The 26,220-nt window shown below is 68.7% G+C and carries 25 protein-coding genes and 1 riboswitch; of the genes, 16 read left to right on the forward strand and 9 right to left on the reverse strand.

Annotation, left to right across the window (positions count from 1 at the left end):
• Positions 1 to 70 precede the first annotated feature (70 nt).
• The 5 genes from ACG02S_RS05480 (at position 71) to ACG02S_RS05500 (ending at position 5,939) form a co-directional block, all read left to right on the forward strand.
• Positions 71 to 1,459: an L-serine ammonia-lyase gene (locus ACG02S_RS05480; RefSeq protein WP_394469436.1), complete on the forward strand. Its 1,389-nt coding sequence runs from the start codon at positions 71 to 73 to the stop codon at positions 1,457 to 1,459.
• A gap of 165 nt (positions 1,460 to 1,624) precedes the next feature.
• The gene (locus ACG02S_RS05485; protein ID WP_394469437.1) at positions 1,625 to 2,452 is read left to right on the forward strand and encodes an NRDE family protein; all 828 of its coding nucleotides are present in this window, start codon (positions 1,625 to 1,627) and stop codon (positions 2,450 to 2,452) included.
• Positions 2,453 to 2,566: 114 nt separating this feature from the next.
• Positions 2,567 to 3,802, forward strand: coding sequence for a cyclic di-GMP phosphodiesterase (locus ACG02S_RS05490; RefSeq protein ID WP_394469438.1), 1,236 nt, complete (start codon positions 2,567 to 2,569; stop codon positions 3,800 to 3,802).
• Positions 3,803 to 3,859: 57 nt separating this feature from the next.
• Positions 3,860 to 5,302, forward strand: a complete 1,443-nt coding sequence (locus ACG02S_RS05495) for a hypothetical protein (RefSeq protein ID WP_394469439.1) — start codon at positions 3,860 to 3,862, stop codon at positions 5,300 to 5,302.
• Positions 5,303 to 5,393: 91 nt separating this feature from the next.
• The gene (locus tag ACG02S_RS05500; RefSeq protein WP_394469440.1) at positions 5,394 to 5,939 is read left to right on the forward strand and encodes a PaaI family thioesterase; all 546 of its coding nucleotides are present in this window, start codon (positions 5,394 to 5,396) and stop codon (positions 5,937 to 5,939) included.
• 21 nt (positions 5,940 to 5,960) lie between these two features.
• On the opposite strand, the gene ACG02S_RS05505 is transcribed toward ACG02S_RS05500, so the two are convergent.
• A complete protein-coding gene (locus tag ACG02S_RS05505) occupies positions 5,961 to 6,584 on the reverse strand; it encodes a bifunctional 4-hydroxy-2-oxoglutarate aldolase/2-dehydro-3-deoxy-phosphogluconate aldolase (RefSeq protein ID WP_394469441.1) in 624 nt (207 codons plus the stop codon).
• A gap of 68 nt (positions 6,585 to 6,652) precedes the next feature.
• Positions 6,653 to 8,482 (reverse strand): phosphogluconate dehydratase, encoded by a 1,830-nt coding sequence (gene edd / locus ACG02S_RS05510; RefSeq protein WP_394469442.1) that lies wholly within the window; start codon positions 8,480 to 8,482, stop codon positions 6,653 to 6,655.
• 116 nt (positions 8,483 to 8,598) lie between these two features.
• On the opposite strand from edd, the gene ACG02S_RS05515 reads away from it, so the two are divergent.
• Positions 8,599 to 9,228: a gamma-glutamylcyclotransferase gene (locus ACG02S_RS05515; RefSeq protein ID WP_394469443.1), complete on the forward strand. Its 630-nt coding sequence runs from the start codon at positions 8,599 to 8,601 to the stop codon at positions 9,226 to 9,228.
• Here the strand turns inward: ACG02S_RS05515 and ACG02S_RS05520 are convergent.
• Complete coding sequence (locus tag ACG02S_RS05520; protein ID WP_394469444.1) at positions 9,218 to 9,823, reverse strand: nucleotidyltransferase family protein; 606 nt, start codon at positions 9,821 to 9,823, stop codon at positions 9,218 to 9,220. The two genes, ACG02S_RS05515 and ACG02S_RS05520, sit on opposite strands and share 11 nt — an antisense overlap.
• Before the next feature lie 111 nt (positions 9,824 to 9,934).
• Between ACG02S_RS05520 and pdxH the strand changes: the two genes are divergently transcribed.
• Positions 9,935 to 10,570 (forward strand): pyridoxamine 5'-phosphate oxidase, encoded by a 636-nt coding sequence (gene pdxH, locus ACG02S_RS05525; protein ID WP_394469445.1) that lies wholly within the window; start codon positions 9,935 to 9,937, stop codon positions 10,568 to 10,570.
• 10 nt (positions 10,571 to 10,580) lie between these two features.
• On the opposite strand, the gene ACG02S_RS05530 is transcribed toward pdxH, so the two are convergent.
• Genes ACG02S_RS05530 through ACG02S_RS05550 form a run of 5 tightly spaced genes read right to left on the reverse strand, consistent with a single transcriptional unit; the run spans position 10,581 to position 17,016 of the window.
• Positions 10,581 to 11,075, reverse strand: a complete 495-nt coding sequence (locus tag ACG02S_RS05530) for a DUF3299 domain-containing protein (RefSeq protein WP_394469446.1) — start codon at positions 11,073 to 11,075, stop codon at positions 10,581 to 10,583.
• An 18-nt stretch (positions 11,076 to 11,093) separates the two neighbouring features.
• Complete coding sequence (locus ACG02S_RS05535) at positions 11,094 to 12,317, reverse strand: ABC transporter permease (RefSeq protein ID WP_394469447.1); 1,224 nt, start codon at positions 12,315 to 12,317, stop codon at positions 11,094 to 11,096.
• Complete coding sequence (locus ACG02S_RS05540) at positions 12,314 to 12,955, reverse strand: ATP-binding cassette domain-containing protein (protein ID WP_394469448.1); 642 nt, start codon at positions 12,953 to 12,955, stop codon at positions 12,314 to 12,316. The genes ACG02S_RS05535 and ACG02S_RS05540 overlap by 4 nt, the downstream gene beginning before the upstream one ends.
• Positions 12,955 to 13,482, reverse strand: coding sequence for a peptide-methionine (S)-S-oxide reductase MsrA (msrA, locus tag ACG02S_RS05545; RefSeq protein ID WP_394469449.1), 528 nt, complete (start codon positions 13,480 to 13,482; stop codon positions 12,955 to 12,957). The genes ACG02S_RS05540 and msrA overlap by 1 nt, the downstream gene beginning before the upstream one ends.
• Before the next feature lie 9 nt (positions 13,483 to 13,491).
• Positions 13,492 to 17,016 (reverse strand): DUF748 domain-containing protein, encoded by a 3,525-nt coding sequence (locus tag ACG02S_RS05550; protein ID WP_394469450.1) that lies wholly within the window; start codon positions 17,014 to 17,016, stop codon positions 13,492 to 13,494.
• A gap of 40 nt (positions 17,017 to 17,056) precedes the next feature.
• Here ACG02S_RS05550 and ACG02S_RS05555 point away from each other — a divergent pair, with 40 nt between their 5' ends.
• On the forward strand, positions 17,057 to 17,851 hold the full coding sequence (locus ACG02S_RS05555) for a YdcF family protein (RefSeq protein WP_394469451.1): 795 nt from the start codon (positions 17,057 to 17,059) through the stop codon (positions 17,849 to 17,851).
• 142 nt (positions 17,852 to 17,993) lie between these two features.
• On the opposite strand, the gene ubiD is transcribed toward ACG02S_RS05555, so the two are convergent.
• Positions 17,994 to 19,556, reverse strand: a complete 1,563-nt coding sequence (gene ubiD / locus ACG02S_RS05560; RefSeq protein ID WP_394469452.1) for a 4-hydroxy-3-polyprenylbenzoate decarboxylase — start codon at positions 19,554 to 19,556, stop codon at positions 17,994 to 17,996.
• Positions 19,557 to 19,774: 218 nt separating this feature from the next.
• On the opposite strand from ubiD, the gene ACG02S_RS05565 reads away from it, so the two are divergent.
• From ACG02S_RS05565 to ACG02S_RS05600, 8 genes are all read left to right on the forward strand, one after another.
• Entirely contained in the window at positions 19,775 to 20,635 is an 861-nt protein-coding gene (locus tag ACG02S_RS05565) for a lytic transglycosylase domain-containing protein (RefSeq protein WP_394469453.1), read from the forward strand.
• Positions 20,636 to 20,643: 8 nt separating this feature from the next.
• Positions 20,644 to 20,768: riboswitch (ZMP/ZTP riboswitch) on the forward strand.
• A 62-nt stretch (positions 20,769 to 20,830) separates the two neighbouring features.
• On the forward strand, positions 20,831 to 22,084 hold the full coding sequence (glyA, locus tag ACG02S_RS05570) for a serine hydroxymethyltransferase (protein ID WP_394469454.1): 1,254 nt from the start codon (positions 20,831 to 20,833) through the stop codon (positions 22,082 to 22,084).
• A 9-nt stretch (positions 22,085 to 22,093) separates the two neighbouring features.
• Positions 22,094 to 22,537, forward strand: coding sequence for a transcriptional regulator NrdR (gene nrdR / locus ACG02S_RS05575; protein ID WP_394469455.1), 444 nt, complete (start codon positions 22,094 to 22,096; stop codon positions 22,535 to 22,537).
• 131 nt (positions 22,538 to 22,668) lie between these two features.
• The gene (locus tag ACG02S_RS05580; RefSeq protein ID WP_394469456.1) at positions 22,669 to 23,073 is read left to right on the forward strand and encodes a hypothetical protein; all 405 of its coding nucleotides are present in this window, start codon (positions 22,669 to 22,671) and stop codon (positions 23,071 to 23,073) included.
• Between the two features lie 56 nt (positions 23,074 to 23,129).
• On the forward strand, positions 23,130 to 23,588 hold the full coding sequence (locus tag ACG02S_RS05585) for a type IV pilin protein (RefSeq protein WP_394469457.1): 459 nt from the start codon (positions 23,130 to 23,132) through the stop codon (positions 23,586 to 23,588).
• A 5-nt stretch (positions 23,589 to 23,593) separates the two neighbouring features.
• Entirely contained in the window at positions 23,594 to 24,196 is a 603-nt protein-coding gene (locus ACG02S_RS05590; protein ID WP_394469458.1) for a pilus assembly FimT family protein, read from the forward strand.
• A complete protein-coding gene (locus ACG02S_RS05595; protein ID WP_394470144.1) occupies positions 24,196 to 24,933 on the forward strand; it encodes a PilW family protein in 738 nt (245 codons plus the stop codon). Before ACG02S_RS05590 ends, ACG02S_RS05595 begins: the two co-directional genes overlap by 1 nt.
• Positions 24,934 to 25,010: 77 nt before the next feature.
• Positions 25,011 to 26,210: a hypothetical protein gene (locus tag ACG02S_RS05600; protein WP_474103947.1), complete on the forward strand. Its 1,200-nt coding sequence runs from the start codon at positions 25,011 to 25,013 to the stop codon at positions 26,208 to 26,210.
• The last annotated feature ends 10 nt before the right edge of the window (positions 26,211 to 26,220 follow it).

Genomic DNA, 26,220 nt, shown 5'->3' on the forward strand with positions numbered 1-26,220 from the left:
AAGCGTGGTTTGCTGCCAAGTCGGGGTGGCCAAAAGCTGCCCCGACTTCTTCTGCTGAATCGAGGTAGTCATGGCGGTTTCGGTTTTCGACCTCTTCAAAATCGGCATCGGCCCGAGCAGCTCGCACACGGTGGGCCCGATGCGCGCCGCGCGACTCTTCGGCCTGCGCCTGCAGCACGACGGGCTGCTGGACAAAGTGGCCCGCGTGCAGGTCATCCTGTACGGCTCGCTCGGTGCCACCGGCAAGGGCCATGGCAGCGACAAGGCCGTGCTGCTGGGCCTGGCCGGGCATGAGCCCGACACGGTGGACGTGGAATCCATCCCCGCGCTGCTGGACGTGATCCGCGCCGGCGACCTGAACCTCGTCGGCCAGCACAAGATCGCTTTTGACGAGGCCAAGGACCTGATCTTCAAGCGCCGCGAGACGCTGCCCTTCCACGCCAACGGCATGCGCTGCATCGCGTTCGATGCGGACGGTCAAGAAACAGCCAACCGCGTCTACTACTCGGTCGGCGGCGGCTTCATCGTCAGCGACGAGGTGGCTGCCGACGGCAGCAAGCAGAAGGTCATCGCGCCCGACGTGACCGTGCTGCCCTACCCTTTCAAAACCGGTGACGAACTGCTGGTGCAGACGAAGCGCCACGGACTGTCCATCGCCGAGCTGATGCGCCGCAACGAGTGCCACTGGCGCAGCGAAGCCGAGATCGATGCCGGCCTGATGAATATCTGGGCCGTCATGCAGGCTTGCGTCACGCGCGGCTGCAAGACCGAGGGCATCCTGCCCGGTGGCTTCAAGGTGAAGCGCCGCGCCGCGCAACTGCACCGCGACCTGACCGCCAACCCCGAGGCCGCGCTGCGCGATCCGCTGCAGGTGATGGACTGGGTCAACCTGTATGCACTGGCGGTCAATGAAGAAAACGCCGCTGGCGGCCGCGTCGTCACGGCGCCCACCAACGGCGCGGCAGGCATCATCCCGGCGGTGCTGCACTACTACACGCGCTTCGTGCATGGCAGCACGCAGAAAGGCGTCAGCGATTTCCTGCTGACCGCCGCCGCCATCGGCATCCTCTACAAGGAAAACGCGTCCATCAGCGGCGCCGAGGTCGGCTGCCAAGGCGAGGTGGGCGTAGCCTGCTCAATGGCCGCCGCCGCGCTGTGCCAGGTCATGGGAGGCACGCCCGAGCAGGTGGAAAACGCCGCCGAGATCGGCATGGAGCACCACCTGGGCCTGACCTGCGACCCGGTGGGTGGCCTTGTGCAGATCCCCTGCATCGAGCGCAACGCCATCGCGTCGGTGAAGGCCATCAACGCGGCACGCATGGCGCTGCGGGGCGACGGCACGCACTTCGTCAGCCTGGACAAAGTCATCAAGACCATGCGCGACACCGGCGCCGACATGATGACAAAGTACAAGGAAACGGCACGCGGCGGCTTGGCCGTCAACATCGTCGAATGCTAGGACTCTGTGAACGAACCCGGCACGCCCGCTCTTTCCCCCGCAACGCCGCCACTCGGCGTTGCAAATGCTTGCCGTAGCGCAAGCTCCGGACTGCGCTTTGCGCCTTGATTGGCGCCGCTGCGGCGGTTTGCTCGACCGCGCCGGGTCCATTCACAGCCTCCAGCCATGTGCCTCGCCGCATTCGCACTGAACGCTCACCCGCGCTTCCCGCTGGTCATCGCCGCCAACCGTGACGAGTTCTTTGCGCGCCCGGCGGCGCCGATGACCTGGTGGTGGGCGCAGGGCACGGACATCCTCGCTGGCCGTGATCTCGTGGCGGGCGGCACCTGGTTCGGCCTGACGCGCGCAGGCCGGCTCGCGCTGCTGACCAACGTGCGTGAACCGGCCCGCCAGGACCCCGACGCCCCCTCGCGAGGTGCGCTGGTAGTGGACTGGCTGACCACCCCCGCCGACGCAATGAGCTTTGCGCGCGGGCTGCCCGAGGGCTACAACGGCTTCAACCTGATTGCGGCCGATCTGGCTCAGGATGCGTGGCACTGGATCAGCAACCGCGCGCCACATCCGCAGCCACTCGGCGACGGCATCCACGGTGTGTCCAACGCGGCGCTGGACACACCGTGGCCCAAGACTGTCGGGCTGAAGGCGGCGCTCGCAGCCGCACTGGCCGACGGCGACAATCCGGCACGGCTGACCGACGTGCTGTTCGCAGCGCTGGCCGACGACCGGCCGGCGGCCGATGCCGATCTGCCCGACACCGGCGTTGGGCTGGCGCGCGAACGCCTGCTGTCGCCGCGCTTCGTGCGGCTGCTTGATCCCCAGCGGCCGGGACAGGCGTCGTACGGCACGCGCTGCGCCACCGTGCTGGTGGTCGAGGCGCTGGCCGACGGACGCCGCGTCACCCATATCGCGGAACGCAGCATCGACGTCCAGGGTCAGCCGTGCGGCGACGTCCGGCACACGCTGGCCGCATCCCGCAGCCCTTCACGAAGCTGACCACCAGCCGTCCGCGCCGACCTGCAGTCAGCCCGGGGCCGTCGAACGCCAACTGGGTCACGCCGGGGCGCCGGGCCGAGGCAGATACTGCGGCTCTCACTCGCTCGTCAGATCATGCTGAAGAAGATCCCGACCTCCGACGTGACGCTGGGGATGTACCTCCAGTCGCTGGATGGCCCCTGGTTGTCGCACCCCTTCTGGAAAACGAAGTTCGTGCTGCACGATCCGCAGGACCTGGCCGCACTGCAGCGCAGCAGCGTGCCAACGGTCTGGATCGACATCAGCAAGGGGTGTGACGTCGAGGGCGCCGCCGCAGCGCCCTTGATCACTGCGCCCGAACCGCTGCCCGCCCCGCCTATCCCGTCGACTCCTGCGACACCGCCGGTGGCCGCCTCGGTTAACGGCACGCTGGAGGGCGAGATCGAGCGCGCCGCGCAGGCACTGAACCGCTCCAAGCAGGCGGTCGTGGCGATGTTTTCCGAGGCCCGCCTGGGCCAGGCCGTCAACACCGAGCGCTGCCTGCCGGTCGTCGAAGACGTTGCCAGCTCGCTGGCCCGCAACCCCTCGGCGTTCGTCAGCCTGGCACGGCTGAAGACGCGCGACGACTACACCTACATGCATTCGGTCGCCGTGTGCGCGCTGATGATCGGGCTGGCGCGCCAGCTGGGCCTGCCTGACCGGCAGGTCCGCGAAGCCGGCATGGCTGGCCTGCTGCACGACATCGGCAAGATGCAGATGCCGCTTGAGGTGCTGAACAAGCCCGGGCAACTGACCGACGCCGAGTTCACGGTCATGCGCACCCATCCCGAGCGCGGCCACGAGTTGCTGAGAGACGGCGCGCAGGTGCCGGCCGTGGCGCTGGATGTCTGCCTGCATCACCACGAGAAGATGGATGGCAGCGGCTACCCCCACAAGCTGGTCGGCGACCAGATCAGCCTGATGGCGCGCATGGGCGCCATCTGCGATGTCTACGACGCCATCACGTCGATCCGGCCCTACCGGACGCCGTGGGACCCGGCCGGCTCGCTGCAGCGAATGTCGCAGTGGACGGGTCATTTCGATCCCGCTGTGTTCCAGGCCTTCGTGAAGAGTGTGGGCATCTACCCGACCGGGACGCTGGTGCGGATGCAGTCAGGGCGGCTGGCGGTCGTCGTCGACCAAAATCCGGATGCGCTCGTGAAGCCGCGTGTCAGGGTGTTCTATTCCACCAAGTCAGGCATGCCCATCCCGGTGCAGTTGCTGGACTTGTCGGCCGCCACGGAAAAGGACGCGATCGTCGGCCGCGAGCCCATCGAGAACTGGGGCTTCACCCATCTCGAAGAATTGTGGAACCCGTTGGCACGGCACTGATTCACCGCTTCATCCGGCAACAGAAGTGCAGCGCCGCCGGGCCACAATGCGCCCGCCGTGACCGCCGCCGTTCTTGCCGCCCCGCCCCGCCGCGCACCACGCGACCCGCGCGTGCTGCGGCGCTGCCTGTTGCTGGCGGTGCTGCTGCACGTCTGGTTGGTGCTGATGTTCGGCAACACCACCGGCACGGCCCAGCCGGGCCAGAGCGGCTGGGGCAGCCTCAGCGTCAAGCTCACCGGCCGCAGCGGTGCGCAGCCAGACGCGCCGCCAGGCGAGGCCCCCGCGCCCTCGGCAGCCCTGGCGCCGGCTGGCAAGACAGCTGCATCACCCGCGGCCCCTGACCGGCCCGCCGCTACCCCCGGCGATGCCCCGACCACCGCGACGCTGCAGTTGCCCGACGGCTTCCGGCCAGTCGAGCAGGAGGCCGTGAGCCGGCCTGCCGCCAGCACCCTGCCCCCCGTCACCGCGGCCGAACTGCCGGCGCCGGTCAGGCGGCTAGAGGCGAATCCTGAGGCCGCACTGACGCCCCTGTCGCCCCTGTCGCCGGCGGCCAGCCTGAGAAGCGCCGCGCCCGCCCCCGAACTGCCCGCGCAACCCGCCGACCTGCCCACGACGGTGCAGCGGCTGGAGGCCGCGCCTGCGACGCTGACCGCGAGCGACCTGCCGCGCGCGGCGGACCTGCGCGCCGCGCCGCCGACGCCCCTGGCCGCCGCCACCGCCGTCGACCTGCCGGCTCCGGTGCGCCGCCTCGAAGCCCAGGAGGCCAGCGGCATCACCACGCCGCTGACACGTGCAGCGGAACTGCGCACCGTGCCCGCTGCCACGCTGGCCGAGACGCCGGCCGCCCCGGCGTTGCCGGCGCCGGTGCAGCGGCTGGAGGCGGCCAGCGACAGCGGCGGTGTCAACCGGATGACGTCGCCGAACGAATTGCGCAGCCCGCCCCGCACGACGGCATCAGCGCCGACACTGACCAGCGCCCAGGAGCTGCCCTCTGCCGTGAACCGCCTGGATGCCGCCGAACCGGGCAGCGCCGTGACGCCGCTGCAGGCGGCGCAGAACCCGCGCGCCAGCCTGGGCACGGCGCCGCCGGCAGTGGCCGTCAACGAACTGGCCGGGGCGCTGCCGGGACAGGTCGCCGCGCCCACAGGCCCCGCGCGAGGCGATCCAGCCGCGCCGCCGCTGGCCGGCACCACGGCCGGGCCAGGCGACAGTGGCTCGCGTCCCAACGCCGGCGCGGGCCTGGCCGGCGCGCCGACGGCCGCCGCCAGCGCGCCGCGTGCGCCGCTGAACCTGGCGCTGCCGCGCGGCGACATGACGGCACGCCGCAGCACTGGGCTGGTCGAGCTGTTGCCGCCTCCGCCCGAGCGCAAGAGCAAGCTGGAGCAGTCGATGGAGGAGGCCGTCAATAAGGACTGCCGCAAGGCCTACAGCGGCGCCGGAATCCTGGCGGTCGTGCCGCTGGCCATCGATGCGGTGCGCAACAAGGGTTGCAAGTGGTGATCGAAAGGTCGATCGAAGGGGTGATGGCCTGGTGACAGCGCGGCGAGGCGCGGCTGCACACAATTCCCGCTCCACCCCAGCACGGCAGGCCATGACTCCACCCCTCACACCCGACGACATCCTGGCGCAATGGCAGGCCGACGAGGCTGCCGTACGCGCGCGCCTGAAACCCGGTACGGGCGTCGCGCCACGCGCGTTGCTGGCGGGCAAGACCGGCCTGCAGCAGATGCAGGCCATGCTGGACGGCACGGCGCCGCCGCCGCCCATCAGCGAGACGCTGGATTTCATGCTGATTTCGGTCGCCGATGGCGAGGCCATCTTCCAGGGTCGGCCGCAGTTCAAGCACTACAACCCGCTGGGCAGCGTGCACGGCGGCTGGTTCGCCACGCTGCTCGATTCAGCGCTGGGCTGCGCGGTGCACACGACGCTGCCGGTGGGCCGGGCCTACACGACGCTGGAGTTCAAGGTGAACCTGGTGCGTGCGCTGACCGACCAGGTGCCGCTGGTGCGCGCCGCGGGCCGCGTGGTGCACCGCGGCCGGCAGGTGACCACGTCAGAGGCCCAGTTGGTGGGGCATGACGGCAGGCTGTACGCCCACGCCAGCACCACCTGCCTGGTGTTTGACGTGCCAGGCTAGCTCGCCCGGCAGGTGCCGCGGTCAGCCGCGCAGCGCGGCGGCTTCGGCGGCCAGCTTTGTGATGCGCGCCCAGTCCTTGGCATCGATGACGTCTTGCGGCGTCAGCCACGAGCCGCCGCAGACCTTGACGTTGGACAGCTTCAGGAAGTCGGGCGCCGTCTGCAGCGAGATGCCGCCGGTTGGGCAGAACGCCACATCCGGGAACGGGCCGCCCAGCGCCTTCAGCAGGTTGACTCCGCCGACGGCCGTGGCAGGGAACAGCTTCAGGAAGCTGAAGCCGGCCGCGTTGGCCTGCATCACTTCGGACGCGGTCGACACGCCGGGCAGCAGCGGCAGGCCTTCGGCGTTGCAGGCGGACGCCAGCGCGTCGGTGAAGCCGGGGCTGACGCCGAACTGGCAACCGGCGTTCTTGGCGGCGCGCACGTCAGCGGGCGTGCGCAGCGTGCCGGCGCCAACGATGGCGCCGGGCACCTTGGCCATGGCTTCCATGGCCTGCAGCGCGACCGGCGTGCGCAGCGTGACTTCGAGCACCTTGACGCCGCCGGCGACCAGCGCTTCGGCCAGAGGCACAGCGTCTTCCAGGCGCTGGATGACGATGACGGGGATGACGGGGCCGTGGCTGGCCAAGCTCAGGGTTTCAAGCATTTCGTTGTCTTTTTTCAGGGGATGCCAGAGCGACTCGCTTCGCTCGGGCGGTCTGGCAGCCCGTATTTTCACAGCCAGGTGATGGCGCCTTCTTCGGCACTCAACACGTTGCGACGCAGACCCGCGAAGAGTTCGCGGCCCAGACCGTGGGCGTTGACGTCCGCCTCCGTCGGGTCCAGCCGGGCGTTCTCGCGGCGCGCCCATTCGGCGTCGTCCACCTGCGCGGCCAGCACACCGTTGACGGCGCACACGCGCACCACGTCGCCGTCGCGCAGTTTGGCCAGCGGGCCACCGGCCAGCGCCTCGGGGCTGACGTGGATGGCCGCCGGCACCTTGCCGGACGCGCCGCTCATGCGGCCGTCGGTCACCAGCGCGACGCGGAAGCCCTTGCCCTGCAGCACGGCCAGCGGCGGCGTCAGCTTGTGCAGCTCGGGCATGCCGTTGGCGTGCGGACCCTGGAAGCGCACGACGACGACGACGTCCTTCTCCAGCTCGCCGTTCTTGAACGCGGCCAGCATCGCTTCTTGCGTCGTGAACACGCGGCACGGTGCCTCGACGGTGTGGCGGTCCTCCGGCACGGCGGACGACTTGATGACGGCGCGGCCCAGGTTGCCGGCCAGCAGCTTGAGGCCGCCGCTGGTGCTGAACGGCGCGGCGGCAGTGCGCACGACGCTGTCGTCGATGGGCGCAGCCGGCAATGCCTGGCGCACGACCTCTCCCCCCTGCCCCACCGCGTGCGGCACGAACGTGTAGGGGCGCAAGCCCTCGCCGCCGACGGAGAGAACGTCCTCGTGCATCAAGCCGATGTCCAGCAACTCGCGGATGACGAAGCCCGGGCCGCCGGCGGCCTGGAACTGGTTCACGTCGGCGCTGCCGTTGGGGTAGACGCGCGACAGCAGGGGCACGGCGGCCGACAGGTCCGAGAAGTCGGTCCAGTCGATCAGGATGCCGGCCGAGCGCGCCACGGCGACCCAGTGGATCAGGTGATTGGTGGATCCGCCGGTGGCGAGCAACGCCACCATCGCGTTGACGATGCAGCGCTCGTCCACGACGTGGCCGATGGGCCTGGCCGCCTTGCCGGCGACGCGGCCGGAGATGTCCAGCGCCGTGGCGACGGCCTCGCGCGTCAGCGCGGTGCGCAGGTCGTCGTGCGGGTGCACGAAGGCGCTGCCGGGCACGTGCAGGCCCATGGCCTCTAGCAGCATCTGATTGCTATTGGCCGTGCCGTAGAAGGTGCAGGTGCCGGCGCCGTGATAGGCGGCGGACTCGCTCTTCAGCAGCTCGTCGCGGCCGACCTTGCCCTGCGCGTACAGCTCGCGCACCTTGGCCTTCTCGCTGTTGCTGATGCCAGAACTCATCGGGCCGGCCGGCACGAAGACCGTGGGCAGATGGCCGAAATGCAGTGCGCCGATCAGCAGGCCCGGCACGATCTTGTCGCAGATGCCCAGCAGCAGCGCGGCGTCAAACACGTCGTGCGTGAGGGCCACGGCCGTGCTCATCGCGATGGTGTCGCGCGAGAACAGGCTCAGCTCCATGCCCGGCAGGCCCTGCGTGACGCCGTCGCACATGGCTGGCACGCCACCCGCCACCTGCACGGTGGCACCCAGCCTGTGGGCCTCGGCGCGGATCAGGTCCGGATAGTGCTCGTAGGGCTGGTGCGCCGACAGCATGTCGTTGTAGGCAGTCACCACACCCAGGTGCGGCGCCTTCTCGGCCACGATTCGCAATTTGTCGTTGGCTGGCAGTGCCGCGACCGCATGCGCCACGTTGGCACAGCCCATGCGCTCGAAGCCGCGCTGGCGGTTGCTCAGCTGGGCGATGCGGGCCAGGTAGTCGCCGCGCGGCTTGGCGCTGCGCTCGCGGATGCGCTGGGTGACTTCATTCAGTATCGAGTTCATTGTTCGTCTCCGGCGGCGGGTTGTAACCGACCCTTGAGAATTTAGGTAACCATATTACTTGCCCACACGATCCCACGGGTTACGACCTGGGTACCGGCATGCCAAGATGACCGGCCATGGCGTTAAAGGCAATCCACATTCCACCTGGCCCCGCGCGCAGCGCCCAGCTGCTGCAGCGCACGATGGCCGAATGGCGCAACAGCGGCGACGACCTGCTGCTGTTCGCCTACGGCTCGCTGATCTGGCGGCCGGACTTCGAGTATGCCGAGGCCCTGCCCGCACGGGTGCTGGGCTTCCACCGCGTGCTGCGCATGCGCTCGCGCACCAACCGAGGCTCGCCCCAGCAGCCGGGCCTGGTGCTGGCGCTGGTGTCAGGTGGCAGTTGCCGCGGCCTGGTCTACCGCGTGCCGCGTGCCGCGGCTGAACCGGTGCTGCTGCAGTTGTGGGACCGCGAGATGCCCAACGGCGTCTACGAGCCGCGCTGGCTGAACTGCGACACCTCGGGCGGCCGTCTGCGCGCGCTGGCCTTCACGCTGTCGCGCCGCAGCCCCAACTGGACCGGCGCTATGCCGGAGCCCGAGCTGCTGCACATCTTCCAGCACGCCAGTGGCCGCTACGGCACGACACTCGACTATCTCCTGCGCACCGTGCACGGCCTGCGCGAGCACGGCATCCGCGACCTGGAGCTGGAGCGGCAGGTCCACCTTGCCGCGCAACACGGGCTGTGCCAGCCTCTCAGCGCCTGATCCGCTCCAGGTCCTCGGCGGTGTCCACGTCGATGTGCACGCCGGGGTCTTCCACCTCGATGGCCTGGGCAGGGTAGCGCGCCACGATGCGGCGCGCGCCCTCGTCGCCTTGTAAGGCCATCAGTTCAGAGAACAGCTCGGTGCCGAAGCCGACCGGATGGCCCTGGATGCCACGGTGCTGCGCGTAGCAGACCGGAAAGCGCTCCAGGCCATCGGCCACAGCCTGGATGGTGGCGGGACGCACCAGCGGCATGTCCGCAGGCATGATCAACCAGCCGTCGGCGTCACCAGTGGCACCCACGCCCGCGACGATGGAGTGGCCCATGCCCACCGGCTGTACGCGCCCGGCCGCGTCGCGCTCGTGCAGCGTGACCACGTCGCGCGCGGCCACGAGCTGCAGCACGGCCGGTTCCAGCGCCGGTGTTGTTACGACGACGACGCGCAACTGGGTCTCGATCGCGTGGCGCAGTGTGCGCGCCAGCAAGGTTTCGGTGACGACTGCGTCGCCCAGGTGCTGTTCGAGCTTGTGCCCGGGGCCTCGAAAGCGTGATCCGCGTCCTGCGGCAAGCACGACGACGGCGGGACGTCGCTTCATCTTCAAGGGGTCGGTGGGACCGTTTGCTGCAGTGCCGCGAGCATGCCCAGTGAGTCGGGGCTTGAGAAACTGGGACGTTCACTTAAGGGAAGGTCTGCATACTTCGGTTCCATGAGCAAGCTGAGTGACTTTCGCAAGAGCTACGAGCTGGGAGAACTGGACGAGGCGCAGGCCGCGGACGGTCCCTTGGCACTATTCACCCAATGGATGGACGAAGCCATCGCGCATGACGTCTCCGAGCCGACGGCTATGACCGTCGCGACAGTCGGTGAGAACGGCCGTCCGTCCACGCGCGTGGTGCTGCTGAAGGGCTGCGACGCCCGCGGCTTCGTCTGGTTCACGAACTACGACAGCCGCAAAGGCCGGGAGTTGGCCCACCTGCCGTTCGCAGCGCTGCAGTTCCACTGGGTCGAGATGGAGCGTGTCGTACGCATCGAAGGCGCCGTCGAGAAGACCTCGGCGCAGGAGTCGGACGACTACTTCAAGAGCCGCCCGCTGGACTCGCGCCTCGGCGCCTGGGCGTCGCCGCAGAGCCAGGTGATCAGCTCGCGCGCCGTGCTGGTGGCCAACGCGGCCAAGGCGGCTGTGCAACACGGCTTGAATCCAGACCGACCACCGCACTGGGGCGGCTACCGGCTCGTGCCGGAGCGCTTCGAGTTCTGGCAGGGCCGCCGCTCGCGGCTGCACGACCGGCTGGTGTTCCTGCGTGACGCCGACCGCTGGGCGCGAGAGCGCCTGGCGCCTTGATGCGCCCGGGTCAATTGACGGCCAGGCCGTCCTCGACGCGGTAATACAGGCCGTAGGGGTCATCGGTCAGCACGGCCAGCTGGCCCTCGACGACGACCGCCTCCAGCGTGTAGCGCACCGGCTTCTTGGTGCGCACCTCGACCATGCCCTCGGGGCCGGCAGGCACGCAGAAGGAGCAACTGGTGGGCACCGACGACAGCAGGAAATGCTGCTGCTTGTCACCCGCCTCCAGTGGCGTCATGAAGCCCTGCACGCGCACCGTCTTGCGGTCCAGCGCCTGCACGGCGGCCGGGAACGTCGGCACCAGCTTCTTCTTCTCTGCCCGGGCGGTGACCTGGGACAGCAGCTTCCACGACACGATGTCGGCGCGTTCTTCCAACGGCTTGAATGGGCTCCGAGGGTCGTGGTAGCCGGCACCCTGGCCCATGGGCGGCGGCGTCTGCGCCACCGCAGCGACCGCAGCCGCAGCCGCCAGGCACAGAACGAAGAGTGGTTTGAACTTCATGGCAGCGATTGTCCGTGTTCAGCGCGGTGCCTGCAGCAACGTGGTCACATCTAGACGGTAGGCGCGCCAGGCCGGCCAGGCCGCAGCCAGCAGCGCCAGGCCGCCGGCCAGCAGCGGCACCAGCCATTCGGCGTCACTCCAGCCCAAGCTGCCCAACCGCAGCGACTGGCGCTCCACCAGCAGCCGCTCCAGCACGGCAACCAGGCCGTGGCCCGCCGCCAGCCCCAGCACCGCCGCCAGCGCGGCCAGCAGCAGCGCCTCCAGCGTGATTAGCGTGGCAACGCGCCAGGCCGGCGCGCCCAGCATGCGCAGCATGGCCAGATCGCCCTGGCGCGCCCGCACCGCGTGCAGCAGCGCGACCCACACGGACAGCCCCGCCGCAGCCAGCAACACGATGCCGAAGCCGCGCAGCACGTCGGTGCCGGCGCCGACGAGGTGCATCAGCCGTGCGGTCTCCAGCGCGGGTGCGGCGGACTGCAGGCCGTCCTGCGCATTGACCCAGCGCGGCAGCATCGCCGCCGCCAGCGGGCTGCGGTAGCGCACCAGCACCAGGGTCGTCTCGCGGTGAGCGTCGTGGTCATCATGGGCCTCACGACTTTCGTGGTCTGCATCGTGCGACTTCTCGCCGTGGTGTTCGTCGTGCACGGCCCACACCGACGCGAGGTCGGTCAGCACCAGGCGGTCCAGCACACTGCCGGACTTGGCCAGCACGCCTACCACCTCGAACTGATGGTCGGCATGCGCGCTGCCGCCTTCGCCCAGGCCGTGGCTGCCGGCGAAGCGGTCGCCCAGCCCGAGGCCGGTCGCCCGTGCGACCTCGGCGCCCAGCACCGCCTGCAGCGGCTTCGTCCACATTGCGCCCTGCGCCAGCTTCGCGCCGTACAGCTCGACGTAGGCGGGTGTCGTGCCGACGATGCGATGGCCGCGGAACGCGTCGCCCAGCGACAACGGCACCGCCTGCGCCACCAGTGGCTGCTGCAGCAGCAAGGCGACCGTGGCCAGCGGGATGTTGCCGGTCGGGGCGTCCAGGTGGAAAACACCAGCCAGCATGATCTGCATGGGGCTGCCCTTGGCGCCGACGACCAGGTCGATGCCGGCCAGGTCGCGCTTCAGCCCCGCCTCGACCTGCGCGCCGGCGCGCAGCACGAAGGTCACGGCGGCCAATCCCAGCGTCAGCAGCAGCAGGTTCAGCGCCGTCGTCAGCGGGCTGGACCACAGGTAGCGCCACGCGAGCCGGATCACAGGCTGACCTCCGCCACATCTTCCCGCGCACCCAGTGCCTCCACGACGCGTGCGTCGTGGCTGGCAATCACCAGGGTGCAGCCCTCGCGCTCAGCCGAATCCAGCAGCAGCGCCAGCATGTGCAGCGTGTGCTCGTCGTCGAGGTTGGCGCTGGGCTCGTCGGCCAGCAGCAGCCGCGGGCGGCGCATCAGCGCGCGTGCCAGCGCCACGCGCTGGGCCTGGCCCACGCTGAGCTGGTGCGGCCGGCGGCCGGCCAGCTCGACGATGTCCAGGGCCTCCAGCAGCTGCGTGGCTCGGTCGGTGTCGGGCCGCTCGCCCGCCGCCAGCGCCGGCAACGCGAGGTTCTCGGCCACGGTCAATGCATCACTGAGGTGCAACCGCTGCGGCACCACGCCCAGCGTCGCACCGCGCCACGCGTCCAGCGCGCGCGGCGTCAGCGACTGCAGCTCCGTGGCGGCCACCTCAAGCCCGCCATGCTGCACACGCAGCAGTCCGGCCAGCAATGCCAGCAGCGTGGACTTACCCGACCCCGACGCGCCGCGCAGCAGCAGATGCCGGCCCGGACGCAGCGCGAAGTCCGCATAACTGATCTCGGCGCCACCGCCGTAGCGGTGGCGCAGGCCGGACCACGCCAGCATCACTTGACCAGGCGCTTGAAGCTGGCCAGGAACTTGTCCACCTTGCCCGCGACGACGAAGGCGCAGTAGCCCTGCTCCGGGTTGCGGGCGTAATAGTGCTGGTGGTAGGCCTCTGCCGGGTAGTAGTTGGCCTCGGGCAGCAACTCGGTGACGACACGGCCAGCGTGATGGTCGTCGGCCTCCTTCAGCACCTCGGCGGCCAGCTGGCGCTGCGCCTCGGTGTGCCAGTAGATGCCGGAGCGGTACTGCGTGCCGACGTCGGCGCCCTGGCGGTTCAGCGAGGTCGGGTCGTGGATGGTGAAAAACACCTCCAGCAGCTCGCGCAACGACACCTCGGCGGGGTCGAACTCGACGCGCACGACCTCGGCGAAGCCGGTGTTGCCGCCACAGACGGCCTCGTAGGTGGGCTGCGGGCCAATGCCGTTGCTGTAGCCGTTCTCGACGCGCTGCACGCCGCGCACGCGCTCGTAGACGGCTTCCAGGCACCAGAAGCAGCCGCCGGCCAGGGTGATGGTTTCAGTGGTCATGACAGTCTTTCAGTTCGCCGCGAGGGACATTTCGACATGGGGGCGCCAGTCCTGCGCGCAAGACGAGTCGCAGAGCTTGGGCGCGGCCAGGAACACGCGCGCATTCGGCGCACCGCGTGCCAGCAGCGCGTCGCGCACGGCAACTGCGCGCGCCACGGCCAGCTGGCGCAGTTCCTCGGGATCGACGGTGTAGCTGGCCAGCAGCAGGTTGCGCATCTGCTCGGGCGGCAGATCCTTGGGCAGGCCCAGCACATTGCGGGGCTTGTTGGGCATGCCGCTGGCGCCGTAGACGCGGCTCAAGGCCATGTCGGCGGGCGTGCCGGGCACGCGCGCCTGTTCGGCCGCCAGCGCTTGCGCCAGCCGCTGCTCGCGCAGCGCCATGCCCTCTCCCAATGGGTCGGCCCAGCCGGTCAGCGTCAGCTGGATGCCCGCCTTGTCAGCGAGCTGCCTGGCGATGCGGTCCAGCCGGTCGCTGGCCACCAGCTCGGCGGTGCCTGGCTTGAACGGCAACTGCCCGGCCTCGGGCGAATCGTTGCCGGTGAACAGCGAGAACGGCGACGTCAGCGCCTTGCCGATGAGTTTCAGGAACAGCTTCCACGCCACGCCACCGACGCTGAATTCGGGGTCGCTCAGCGAGCCGCTCACGGGCAGATCGATGTCGATGACGCCGTGCTTGTCCTTCAGCAGCCCGAGCGCCAGGCGCACCGGCAGCGCGGTCGCCAGCGGGCTGTCCACGCGCTCGCCCAGCGTCAGCTGGCTAAGGATGATCTGGTTGTTCGCCACCAGCCGGCCGCCGGGCTCGACCTGATAGCGCATGCGCGCCGACAGCTTGCCGCGCTCGATGGCGTAGCCCAGGTACTTGGCCGCGTACGCCGACAGCGGCGTCAGCTCGACATCGGTGGCGTTGGCCTGCACGTCCATGGCCAGCGCCCCGCCGGGCTTGAGCTGCCCGTCCACCTCCAGCAGGCCCGTGCCGGCGACCTTGCCGCGCAGCGTCACCGGCGCCATCGCCGTGCCGGTGGACGAGAACGCGCCCAGCGACCCATGCAGCTCGGACAGGCGCGCGCTGTAGTTGGGCTTCACGAACCGGTCGTTGAAGTCCACCAGGCCGCGGTTGATGCGGATGCGCTCGACGGCAAACTCGGCTGGCGCCACCGCGGCCACCGGCGCTGCCGACGCAGGAGCCGAAGCCGCTGCCGCCACCGAACTGGCTGCGGCCGCGGCCGCCTCGGCCTGGCCGACCTCGCGCAGGTTGAAGCGGCCCTGCTCGTTGACGATGAGCCTCGCGTAGGCGTCTTCGAGCAGCGCCTCGCGCACGGCCAGCCGCGGCGGGGCGCCGGGCGCCATCGCGAGCCTGACTCCGTCCAGCTGCATCAGCTGCCAGCTGAGCAGGTCCTCGCCCACGGTGCGACGGCCCTCCACGTCGCGCGTCTGCATCAACGCCAGTGCGCCCACGCGCACATCGCCGCCGATGCTGAGCTGCCAGCCGTCCGGCCGCTGGCTGGCGGCCACATCGCCCTTCATGCCCAGCTCGGCACGCGCCAGGTGCAGCCCCAAGGCCGGGTCCAAATAGCCGTCCAGCAGCTGCAGCGGCAGGCCCCGTGTTTCCAGCACGCCCTGCGCCGACAGCGGCGCCAGCCCGACGCTGCCGTTCCATTGCAGCTGTCCGGCACTGGCCGCGACCGGCTGGCCGCCGTCGCCGAGCGGGGCGATACGTGCGCTGATGCGTACCGCCACCGGCGCGAGTGCAGGCCAGCGCAGCGCGGACGCCTGCAGCCGCAGCGTGTCCAAAGCCAGTGCCACCGGCGCCACGCCGGCGGGCACGGCCGCGTCGTGCCAGCGCAGGCTGCCCTGCTCGACTGCCAGCTCGCCCAGCTGCACGCTCCATGGCTGGGCATCTGACGGCCGGGCATCTGACCGCTGCGCCGAGTCGGCAGGCTTGAGTGCGGCGAGGTCCAGTCGCCCCGTCGCGTCGCGATGCACTTGCGTGCGCGGTGCTTCCAGCTGCAGCCGACCGAGGCGCAGGGTGCGCTTCGCCGGGTCCACGTCGGCCTGGTCCAGCAGCGCCAGGCCCAGCGTGACGGCACGCGGCGCGCCGGGCAGGCCCAGCCGGGCGTCGGCCAGCCGCAGGTTCTTCAACGACAGCAGCGCCCGTTCGGCCGCCCCCTCCGCCAGCGGCTGGGTCACCGCCAGCTGCGCCTGCCCGGACAGCGCACCGGCGAGGCCGGCCTTGCCGGGCAGCGGCAACCACCGGGCCAGCCGCTCCAGCGCGAAATCCTGCAGTTGCAGGTCGGCTGCCAGTTGCTCCGGCGACAGCCTGGCTTTCAGGTCGGCCCGCCCCTGTTCCAGGCTCAGGCTGGCCTCCAGCTCGACTGGCTGCTTCAGCGGCCACGCCGCGGCCCCGACGCGCAAGGCAATGTCCTGCAGCGGCAGGTCCTGGGCCAGCAGCCGCCCTTCGCGGATCTGCACGCCGGCCACGCTGACCTGCCACGGCGCGGCAGCCGACGCTGCGGGCGCCGGCGCGCGGCTGGGGCGCTGCGGCCACAGCCAGGCCTGCGGCGACTCCAGCAGGATGTTGCCGAAGCCGAGCTGACGGCGCAGCGGCTGCAAATCTGCCAGCGGCAGCTGCAGACGCTTCCAGCTCAGCAGCGGTTTGCCATCGGGCCGGGTCAGTGCGAGGTCGTGCAGGTCGACCCGGCCGCTGAGCTTGACGCCCGGTGCCTGCCGGGGCTGCTCGGTGAAATCCAGCGCCAGGTCCATGTCCAGCTTGCCGGACTGCAGCCGCGCGGGCAGGCTGGCCGGCACGTAGGGCGCCAGCGGCGCGAGGTCCAGCCCGGCCAGCTTCAGCGACAGCCGGCCGCTGGCCTGATCGGCAAATGGCAAGGCTTCCGCACGGCTGTCGAAGGCCACGCCGTCCAGCCGGCCACTGAGGTGGGGCTGCACCTTGACGGCCACATCGGACTCCAGCGTGGACAGGTAAGGCAGCGCCAGCTGCAGGCCGGCCAGCTCGTGCTGGCGCTCCACGGGCCGGTCGTCGAGCCGCACCCGCCCTTCGGTCAGCTCGATGTTGTAGACCGCGAACTCGGGCTCGTCGCTCTCGACAGGCGGCGTTGCGCCGCGCCTGTCGGCAAAGCGGCGGATCAAGTCGTCGATGTCGTACAGCCCTTCAGCCACCCGTGCCAAGCGCAGGTCGGGACGCTCCAGCGACAACGACTCGATGACCACGTGCCCCCGCACCAGCGAGCGCAACGACAGCGCGGCGTCCATCCGGTCCAGCGTCAGCAGCGGCGGCAAGCCTGGCTTGGCGCCTGCAATGCTAATGCCCTCGGCCACGACCGCCAGGCGCCAGGGCTGGAACTGCGCGCGCTCGATGCGCACGACGCGGCCCAGCGCGTCGGTGGCCAGCGCGGCGCCGCGGCCGGTCAGCCAGTTCGGCAGCGCCAGCGTAACGATGATCAGAACCAACGCGAACAGGGCCGACAGGCCTGCCAGCGCCCAGAGCGCGGTGCGGAATGGGGAAGGGGAAAACGTCATCACGGCGAACGCATTATTGATGTCGGCGATGATGCCCACCGTGAGCCTCGCGACCGTCGCCTACCCTGCCCTCAAGAGCCTGTTGCTTGCAGCGATGCTGCCGCCGGCGCCTTTGCTGCTGCTGGCGGCCTGCGGCGGCTGGCGCTTGCATCGACACCGGCGCGGCGGCGGGCTGCTTCTGGCGGTTGCGTTGCTGGGCGTCTGGTTGTCGGCCACCGAGGCCGTCGGCGAGTTGTTGAGCAGGGCCGCAGGCCAGCCCGCCGCGCTGAGCCCGACCCAGTTGAACGACCTGCGCGGCCGCACGGACGGCGCGGTCCTGGTGCTGGGGGGTGGCGTGAACCGCTACGCACCGCCGTACGACGCCGGCTCGCCGAAGACCGCCACGGCCGAACGGCTTGCTTACGGGGTGTGGGTCGCGCGGCGCAGCGGCTGGCCGCTGGCCTTCTCGGGCGGCATCGGCTGGGCCGCGACGGAGCTGCGCGAATCCGAAGCCAGCATCGTCGGCCGTGTAGCCGCCGAGGACTACGCACTGCCGCTGCGCTGGGCCGAGGGCAGCTCCCGGGACACGCGCGAGAACGCGGCCAACACGCTGCCGCTGCTGCACAAGGACGGCGTGCGCCGGGTGGTGCTGGTCACGCATGCGGAGCACATGCGCCGCTCGCTGCGTGCCTTCGAGGCTGCCGCCGCGCCGCTGGGCATGCAGGTGGTGGCGGCGCCCGTGGGGCTGCGCGCGGACGCGCTGACGAGCTTCGACGACTGGTGCCCGTCCCCGGGCGGCTTCGCGCGCGTGCGCTACGTGGTCTACGAGACGCTGGCCTGGTGGAGTGGGCGCTGAGCCGTTTTCACCAATAGAAACCCCGCCGGGCTTGAAGGCCGGGCGGGGTCGGGTGGCGAGGCCACCATGGGGCTCAGAGGCGATCTGCCACTGGGCTCCTGGCGCGCAAAGATTGCGCCAGAGGTTGTGCCTGAAAAGGCATTCAAAGAGTAGGCGAGCCTCCCGCCTCCTTCAAGAAGAGTTGCCCGAATAGCGCCTCGGCCCGCGCCGTGACCTCCTGCGGCAGGCTGATGCCGCGGCCCCATTCGCGGTCGGTCTCGCCGGGCCACTTGTTGGTGGCGTCCATGCCCATCTTGCCGCCCAGGCCGCTGACGGGCGACGCGAAGTCCAGGTAGTCGATGGGCGTGTTGTCCACCAGCGTGGTGTCACGCACCGGGTCCATACGGGTGGTGATGGCCCAGATCACTTCCTGCCAGTTGCGCGTGTCGATGTCGTCGTCCACGACGACGATGAACTTGGTGTACATGAACTGGCGCAGGAAGCTCCAGATGCCGAACATCAGCCGCTTGGCATGGCCGGGGTAGGCCTTCTTTATCGACACGACCGCCATGCGATAGCTGCAACCTTCCGGGGGCAGGTAGAAGTCGACGATCTCGGGAAACTGCTTCTGCAGGATGGGCACGAACACCTCGTTCAGCGCCACGCCCAGGATGGCCGGTTCGTCGGGCGGCTTGCCGGTGTAGGTGGAGTGGTAGATGGGGTTGCGGCGCTGCGTGAGCCGCGTGACCTCGAAGACCGGGAACCAATCCTGCTCGTTGTAATACCCCGTGTGGTCGCCATAGGGGCCTTCCAGCGCATGCAGGTAGCCGCCCTTCTCTTTCAGGGGTATACCGGCTTCACTGACGCCGGTATAGCCGGGCTCGGCGGGCGGAATGTGCCCTTCCAGCACGATTTCTGCCGATGCGGGCGCCTGTAAAGGCGCTCCCTCTCGGCCGACACCGGTGTTGACCAGCTCGGTGCGCGAGCCACGCAGCAGGCCGGCGAATTGGTACTCGGACAACGAATCCGGCACCGGTGTCACGGCACCCAGGATGGTGGCCGGGTCGGCCCCCAGCGCCACGGCGATGGGAAATGCCTGTCCGGGATGTGCCAACGCATGGTCGCGGAAATCCAGCGCACCGCCGCGGTGCGCCAGCCAGCGCATGATGACCTGGCGCTTGCCAATGACCTGCTGGCGGTAGATGCCCAGGTTCTGCCGGGTGCGGGTCGGGCCGCGCGTGATGACGAGACCCCACGTGATCAGGGGGGCCACGTCGCCCGGCCAGCAGGTCTGAACCGGCAGTCGACCGAGGTCGACGTCGCTGCCTTCCAGGATCTCCTCCTGGCACGCGGCACGACGTTGTACGGCTGGCTTCATGTCCCACAACGCCTTGGCCATCTGCAGCAGCTTGCCAGCGTCCTTCAAGCCCTTGGGCGGATCGGGTTCCTTGAGGCTGGCGAGCACCCGGCCGACATCCCTCAAATCGGCCAGAGACTCAGCGCCCATGCCGAGTGCGACGCGGCGCGTTGTCCCGAAAAGATTGGTCAGCGCTGGCGTCGTGAACCCCGACGGGTTCTCGAACAGCAAGGCCGGTCCTCCGGCTCTCAGCACGCGGTCGCTGAGGGCCGTGATCTCCAGCACGGGCGAGACTTTTTCACGCACGCGCTTGAGTTCGCCCAGGCCTTCAAGGCCCGCCATGAAGTCGCGCAGGTCGGTGTATTTCATAACCAAAAGTAGTTTTGATTGAGTCAAACAACCTTGACTGGTTATCTTCGACCCGTAAAATTCGCAGGTTCCGGGTTTCTACTGAACCCATCCGGCCGGCTCGACAGGCGCGCAATGCGCCGCGAAACGCCAGCTGGCCGTGAAATTATCACCGTCGCCCTCCACAGACTGCCGCTGTCGGCAGCAGCCTGCGGCAGAGCGCGACACAAGGGAGTCGCATGACGACACGTCAAGACCTACTCAGCCTGGTTCGCCTCACGCGGAATTCGGCGTCGCTGTTCGTGAAGGACATCGGCAACGGCCTGCTCGTGGTCAGCCACAACACGCTGGCTCTGGTCGGGCTGGCCGTTGTGGCCGTGCTGCTGGTGTTTTCCAGCCAGGCCGGGCTGCGCGAGAAGCTGGAATCCGCCACGCTGGGCTGGCTGAACGCCCGCCAGGAGGCGCGTGCCGAAGCCGAGGGCAACACGCTGTTTGCCGCCGCCGAGCCGGACGCCATCACCCGCGCTACCGCGGCCGATCCACGCGAGCTGAGCCGCCAGCAAGCCGCCGTGGCACATTGGCTCGCCCGTCGATACCGCGTGGCCCCGGAGCCTGTCAGCCGGCTGGTTCAGGAAGCATGGGCCGTCGGCCAGCGCGCCAAGGTCGAGCCCACGCTGATCCTGGCCATCATGGCCATCGAATCCGGCTTCAACCCGTTCGCCCAGAGCCCCGTGGGCGCGCAAGGCCTGATGCAGGTGATGACGCGCGTGCACGACGACAAGTACGAGGCTTTTGGCGGTACGCACGCTGCATTCGATCCGGTGACCAACCTGCGGGTAGGCGTGCAGGTGCTGAAGGAATGCATCCAGCGCGCCGGCGGCCTGGAGGAAGGCCTGCGCTACTACGTGGGCGCCGCCAACCTGGCCGACGACACCGGCTATGCCGGCCGGGTTCTGGGCGAGCACGACCTGCTGAAGGCGGTCGTCTCCGGCCGCAGCGTGCCGGCCAACGCGACGGCGACGGTGCGACCCTCGCCGATGCGCGAAGCCGCGTCGGCCCCGCTGGGGGACGATTCCGCCCAGGTCGCCCTGCTGCGCTGAACTACACTTGCCGCTCACGCGACTGGCGATCAGGGTCACAAGCTGACCCGAGGTGGGCCACCACCGGGGAGCGTGAGGCGACTGTCTTCATTCGAACGACAACCGCTATCAGCCGTTCGCCTGGGCAGCCCAGTTCGTCGCCACGCCCGCTCGTGAGCGCCTGGGATTCACCGCCTGACCTTCGGAAACACTGCCATGTTTGACCGCACCACCTCCACCCTCGCCCTGGTCGACCCCGAGCTCTGGACAGCCGTCCAGAACGAGACTCGCCGCCAGGAAGACCACATCGAGCTGATCGCCAGCGAGAACTACACGTCGCCGGCCGTCATGGAAGCCCAGGGCAGCCAGCTGACCAACAAGTACGCCGAAGGCTACCCCGGCAAGCGCTACTACGGCGGCTGCGAGTACGTGGACGTGGCAGAGCAACTCGCCATCGACCGCCTGAAGCAGCTCTTCGGTGCCGAGTTCGCCAATGTGCAGCCCAACAGCGGCTCACAGGCCAACCAGGGTGTGTTCTTCGCGCTGCTGCAGCCCGGCGACACCATCATGGGCATGAGCCTGGCCGAAGGCGGACACCTGACCCACGGCATGCCGCTGAACATGAGCGGCAAGTGGTTCAACGTCATCAGCTACGGCTTGGACGCGAACGAAGCCATCGACTACGACGCGATGGAAGCGCTGGCCCGCGAGAAGAAGCCCAAGCTCATCATCGCGGGCGCGTCAGCCTACTCGCTGCGCATCGACTTCGAGCGCTTCGGCAAGATCGCCAAGGAGATCGGCGCCTATTTCATGGTCGACATGGCCCACTACGCCGGCCTGATCGCTGCGGGCGTCTACCCGAACCCGCTGCCGCATGCCGACGTCGTCACGTCCACCACGCACAAGAGCCTGCGCGGCCCGCGCGGTGGCATCATCCTGACGAACGACGAAGCCATTGCCAAGAAGATCAACTCGGCGATCTTCCCCGGCATCCAGGGCGGCCCACTGATGCACGTCATCGCCGGCAAGGCGGTGGCTTTCAAGGAAGCTTTGAGCCCCGAGTTCAAGGCCTACCAGGAACAGGTCGTCAAGAACGCCAAGGTGCTGGCCGAGACACTGATCGAGCGCGGCCTGCGCATCGTCTCCGGCGGCACGGAAAGCCACGTGATGCTCGTGGACCTGCGCCCCAAGAATCTGACCGGCAAGGAAGCCGAGGCCATCCTGGGCGCCGCCCACATGACCTGCAACAAGAACGGCATCCCCAACGACCCGCAAAAGCCGATGGTGACCAGCGGTATCCGCCTGGGCACGCCGGCCATGACGACGCGCGGCTTCAAGGAAGAACAGGTGCGCGCCACAGCCCACCTGATCGCCGACGTGCTAGACAAGCCGCACGACGAGGCCAACCTCGCCGCCGTGCGCGAGAAGGTCGCCGCACTGACGTCCGCTTTCCCCGTGTACCGCGGTTAACCGCACCCGATGCGCTGCCCGTTCTGCTCTCACACCGAAACCCAGGTCTCAGAGACCCGGGAGTCGGATGAGGGAGACGTCGTCCGGCGCCGGCGCCGCTGCCTGTCCTGCGACAAGCGCTTCACGACGTACGAGCGGGCGGACATCGCCATGCCGTCGGTCGTCAAGAAGGACGGGCGGCGCGCCGATTTCGATTCCGCCAAGCTGCGTGCCTCCATGCAGCTGGCGTTGCGCAAGCGGCCCGTCAGCGTCGAGCAGATCGACGCGGCGCTGAACCGCATCGAGGAAAAGCTGCTGGCCAGCGGCGCGCGCGAGATCGCGTCCACCCGGCTGGGCGAGCTGGTCATGCGTGAACTCAAGCGCATCGACAAGGTAGCCTACGTGCGCTTCGCGTCGGTCTATCGCAGCTTCGAGGACGTGGACGAGTTCCGGCAGCTGATCCGCGAGATCTAACCGCGGGACAACCTTATCCCCCTTGAGGGCGAGTCACGGGAGTCCCCCGACCCCCCCGCCGGTCCGCCTTCGGAGGGAAAGACGCTGCGCCGACCCTGGGAACCGACCTGCGCCTGGCGCGCAGCGAAGCCTTGCGCGCTGCTGAATCTGTGTTCTTCCGCATCAGCCGCAAGGGCGCCAACGCCTGCAGTGTGCCGCACACCGGCACGCGCAACGACTACGACTGCAGCGGTGGCCAGTCCTACTGCAGCCCGGCTGAGAGGCCCGTCGTCAAGGCCGTATGGCTGCCGCAATGCCTGCCCGTGACCCTGCGCAGCAACGCCGAGACGCTGAAACTCCAGCAGCGCCAGGGGCTGGTGACCCAAACCGTCAACATCAAGCTGAAGCTGAACAGCGGCGCGGCCGTCCGCCACGGGGTGGCGATCACGGGCCGTGTACGCAGCTGCGCTTGCGGCGATCAGCTGGGCGGCTTGCCGCGCTGCGCCAGAATTCGCATCCCTCAATCAGGGTGGGCGCCGACCAGCGGCCGTTCGTGACAGATGAACGGTTGTGTTTGGTAAGCGCCCGTAATCCCTATGCAGAGAATGCCAGCATGCAGAAATCAACGCGCCGGCGCGTCCCAGGATTCACGTTGATTGAGTTGATGGTGGTGGTGGTCATCGTCGGCATCCTGGCGGCCGTTGCCTACCCGGCCTACACGTCGCATGTGCAACGCAGCCGGCGGGCTGACGCCGTGAAACTGCTGACCGCTGTCAGCCAGGCGCAGGAGCGCTATCGCAGCAACCGCAACAGCTTCGCGGCGGCGCTGAGCGATCTGGGTATGGGCAACGGTGACGTGGCAGATCACTACGACCTGTCCATCGAAGGGGTCGGCGAGCCCGCCACCTTGGTCACCGGCTACCTGGTCCTGGCCAAAGTCCGCAGCACCAGCCCTCAGCGGTACGACAGCAAGTGCGCGCAGATGGGCATCAAGGTTGAGGGCGGTGCCGTCCACTACGTGTCCAAAGACACGAGCGACGCCGACACCAGCTCGACCTGCTGGCCCCGTTGATCACCATGCGCCATTCCCACCGCTCGGCAAAGACCCGGATCTCCGGCGGGCTGGGACTGGTCGAAGTGATGGTGGTCGTGATCATCGTCGGCGTGCTGACGGCGGCGGCGATTCCCTCGCTGATGGGGCTGCTCGAGCGGCGCCGCATCTTGGCCGTGACCCAGGAGCTAGCCGGACTTCTGAGCTTTGCCCGATCAGAGGCCAACGCCAACGGTGACAGTGTGGTCGTGCATTTGGAGAAAGATCCCAGCGATGCCGTCAGTTGTGCGTCGGTGAACATCCAGCACCCTTCTGACGAATGCGTTTGCTACCTGCCGCAGGCCGAAATGTGCAAGGGCATCAATGTCCCCGTGCTGCGCGTGTTTCAGCTCAAGAATTCGGACGGCGTCAGCTTTGAGGCGTCTGCCACTTCATGGGGCAAACATGCGCAAAAGGCCAACCAGTTGACCTTCGAGCGAAATCAGCAGTACCTGGATGTCACGGGTGTGCAGATCACGGTCCAGGGCGCTCGCACCGGTGCGCAGATGCGCGTCGAGCTGAACACGGCCAATCGCATCCGGACCTGCTCTCCCGACGGCAGCATCAGCGGAGTTGCCAAATGCGGTTGATGCGAACCGACAGACATGCTGCACAGCGTGGCCTAGGGCTCGTGGAGCTCATGGTGGGCATCACGATCGGCCTCATCGTCGCTGCCGGCGCATCGATCGTGGCGGTCAACCAGATCACGGAACACCGGCGGTTGATGCTGGAAATGCAGGTCCAGCAGGACCTGCGCGCGGCCGCAGATCTGCTGCAGCAAGATTTGCGGCGTGCCGGCTTCCGAGGGCAGGCGCAGTACGGCCTGTGGACACCCGCCACAGGCGTGGGCACGCCCGCGCAGCGACCTGCGCAGGCAGCCAGCGCCAACCGCTACGCGGCCGTGGCCGATATCGACAACGACCAGATGCGGGCCATCGAGTACCTTTACGCGCGCAAGGATGGCGGCAACTATCCCGCGTCTGGCGCTCCGCGCGACAACGAGTATTTCGGCATCAAGTGGGACAAGAACACCAAGGCCTTGTATCTCAAGCTCGGGCGCATTGAGGGCCGCGACAACTGGCAACCGATCACCGATCCCGAGACCGTCGAGATCCTGGATTTTTCCGTGGACATCCAGACGCAGGACATATCGCTGGCCGAGTTCTGCGACAACGCCTGCGTGGGCGCGAATTGTCCCGTCCAGCAGGTGCGGCATGTCGAATTCCAACTTCAGGGGCGTGCCAAGCATGACCGCCAGGTCGTGCGCAGCCTCAACGGCAGTGAACGCATCCGCGCCGATGCGGTGATCGGAGCCTGCCCGGCATGAACAGGGTGTCGCTCTCCACTTCTGACCGCCAGCAGGGTGCGGCGACGCTGGTCGTCGTCATGATGTTGTTCCTGATCATGGCGCTGCTGGCCGCCTATGCCAACCGGGGGTTGCTGTTCGAGCAGCGCATGTCCAACAGCTACTACCGCGCCAGCATGGCGCAGGAAGCCTCGGAGGCGGGCACGGAATGGGCGCTCGCGCAATTGAACGGCTTGGCCACCGATGCGAGCTGCAAGCCCGTGGCGAGCGGTGGCAAGCGCTTTGCCGACCGGTATCTGACGATCAACGCCGAGGACCGGACATTGCGGCAAACGAGCTACACGTTACTCACCGCCGGCTGTGTCAAAGGTGAGGACGGCTGGCAATGTCGCTGCCAGGAGCTAGGAAAACGGACCGTGCCGGTGGCGCTGCCCAACAGCGAACTGACGCCCAGTTTCGACGTCAACTTCTCATACATCCCCGTGCCCAACGGCGCCGGCACGATCAGCATGACCGCACTCGGATGCACGACCAGCGTCGTGGACGACTGTCGGGGGGCCGAGACCAACACCACCCGCTATCAAGCCAAGAGCTTGCAGAGCGTCATGCTGGCGCTGGTCAGTGCCGTCAGGTCACCGCCGCTGGTGCCGCTGGTCGTCAAGGGCAATCTGACGTCCACAGGCGCAGGATTGGGCCTGCACAACACGTCGCCGGGATCGGCGGGCCTGTTGGTGACGGCGGGCGGCAACATCGACGGGCTGGTGGAAAGCCGCCTGGAGAGCGTGCCCGGTACGCCTCCAGCCTTGGCCCTGATCAAGAAGGACCCGACGCTGAACGAAGTGGGTGTCGACGTTTTCCGCATGTTCATGGGCGCGACCGCGGATCGCTACGAGAACCACCCCGCCCTGCGCAAACTGACATGCAACGGCGACTGCGGCACCGTGCTGGAAGACGCCTACAAGGCGGGAGTCCGCATGGCATGGATCGACGGCGGGCTGACCCTCAGCAGCAACAAGATCATTGGGAGTGACAGCGACCCCATGCTGGTCGTCGCCGACGGCGATGTCCAGCTGTCGGGGCCTTTCCAACTCTCCGGCATGCTGGTCAGCCGCGGCAACCTGAGCTGGACGAACAACAGCGGGCTCACCTCGCTGATCAACGGCACGGTCCTGGTCGAAGGAAATGCCGTTACCGAAGGCACGATGGACATCCTGTATCTGCCGGGTGTGGCCAATCAACTCCGCAACCGTCTGGGCAGCTATGTGCGAGTGCCCGGCGGCTGGCAGGACGTGAACTGAGGATGCGGCG

Origin of the sequence: Pelomonas dachongensis, assembly GCF_043555865.1 — a bacterium.
Lineage (GTDB): Bacteria > Pseudomonadota > Gammaproteobacteria > Burkholderiales > Burkholderiaceae_C > Pelomonas > Pelomonas dachongensis.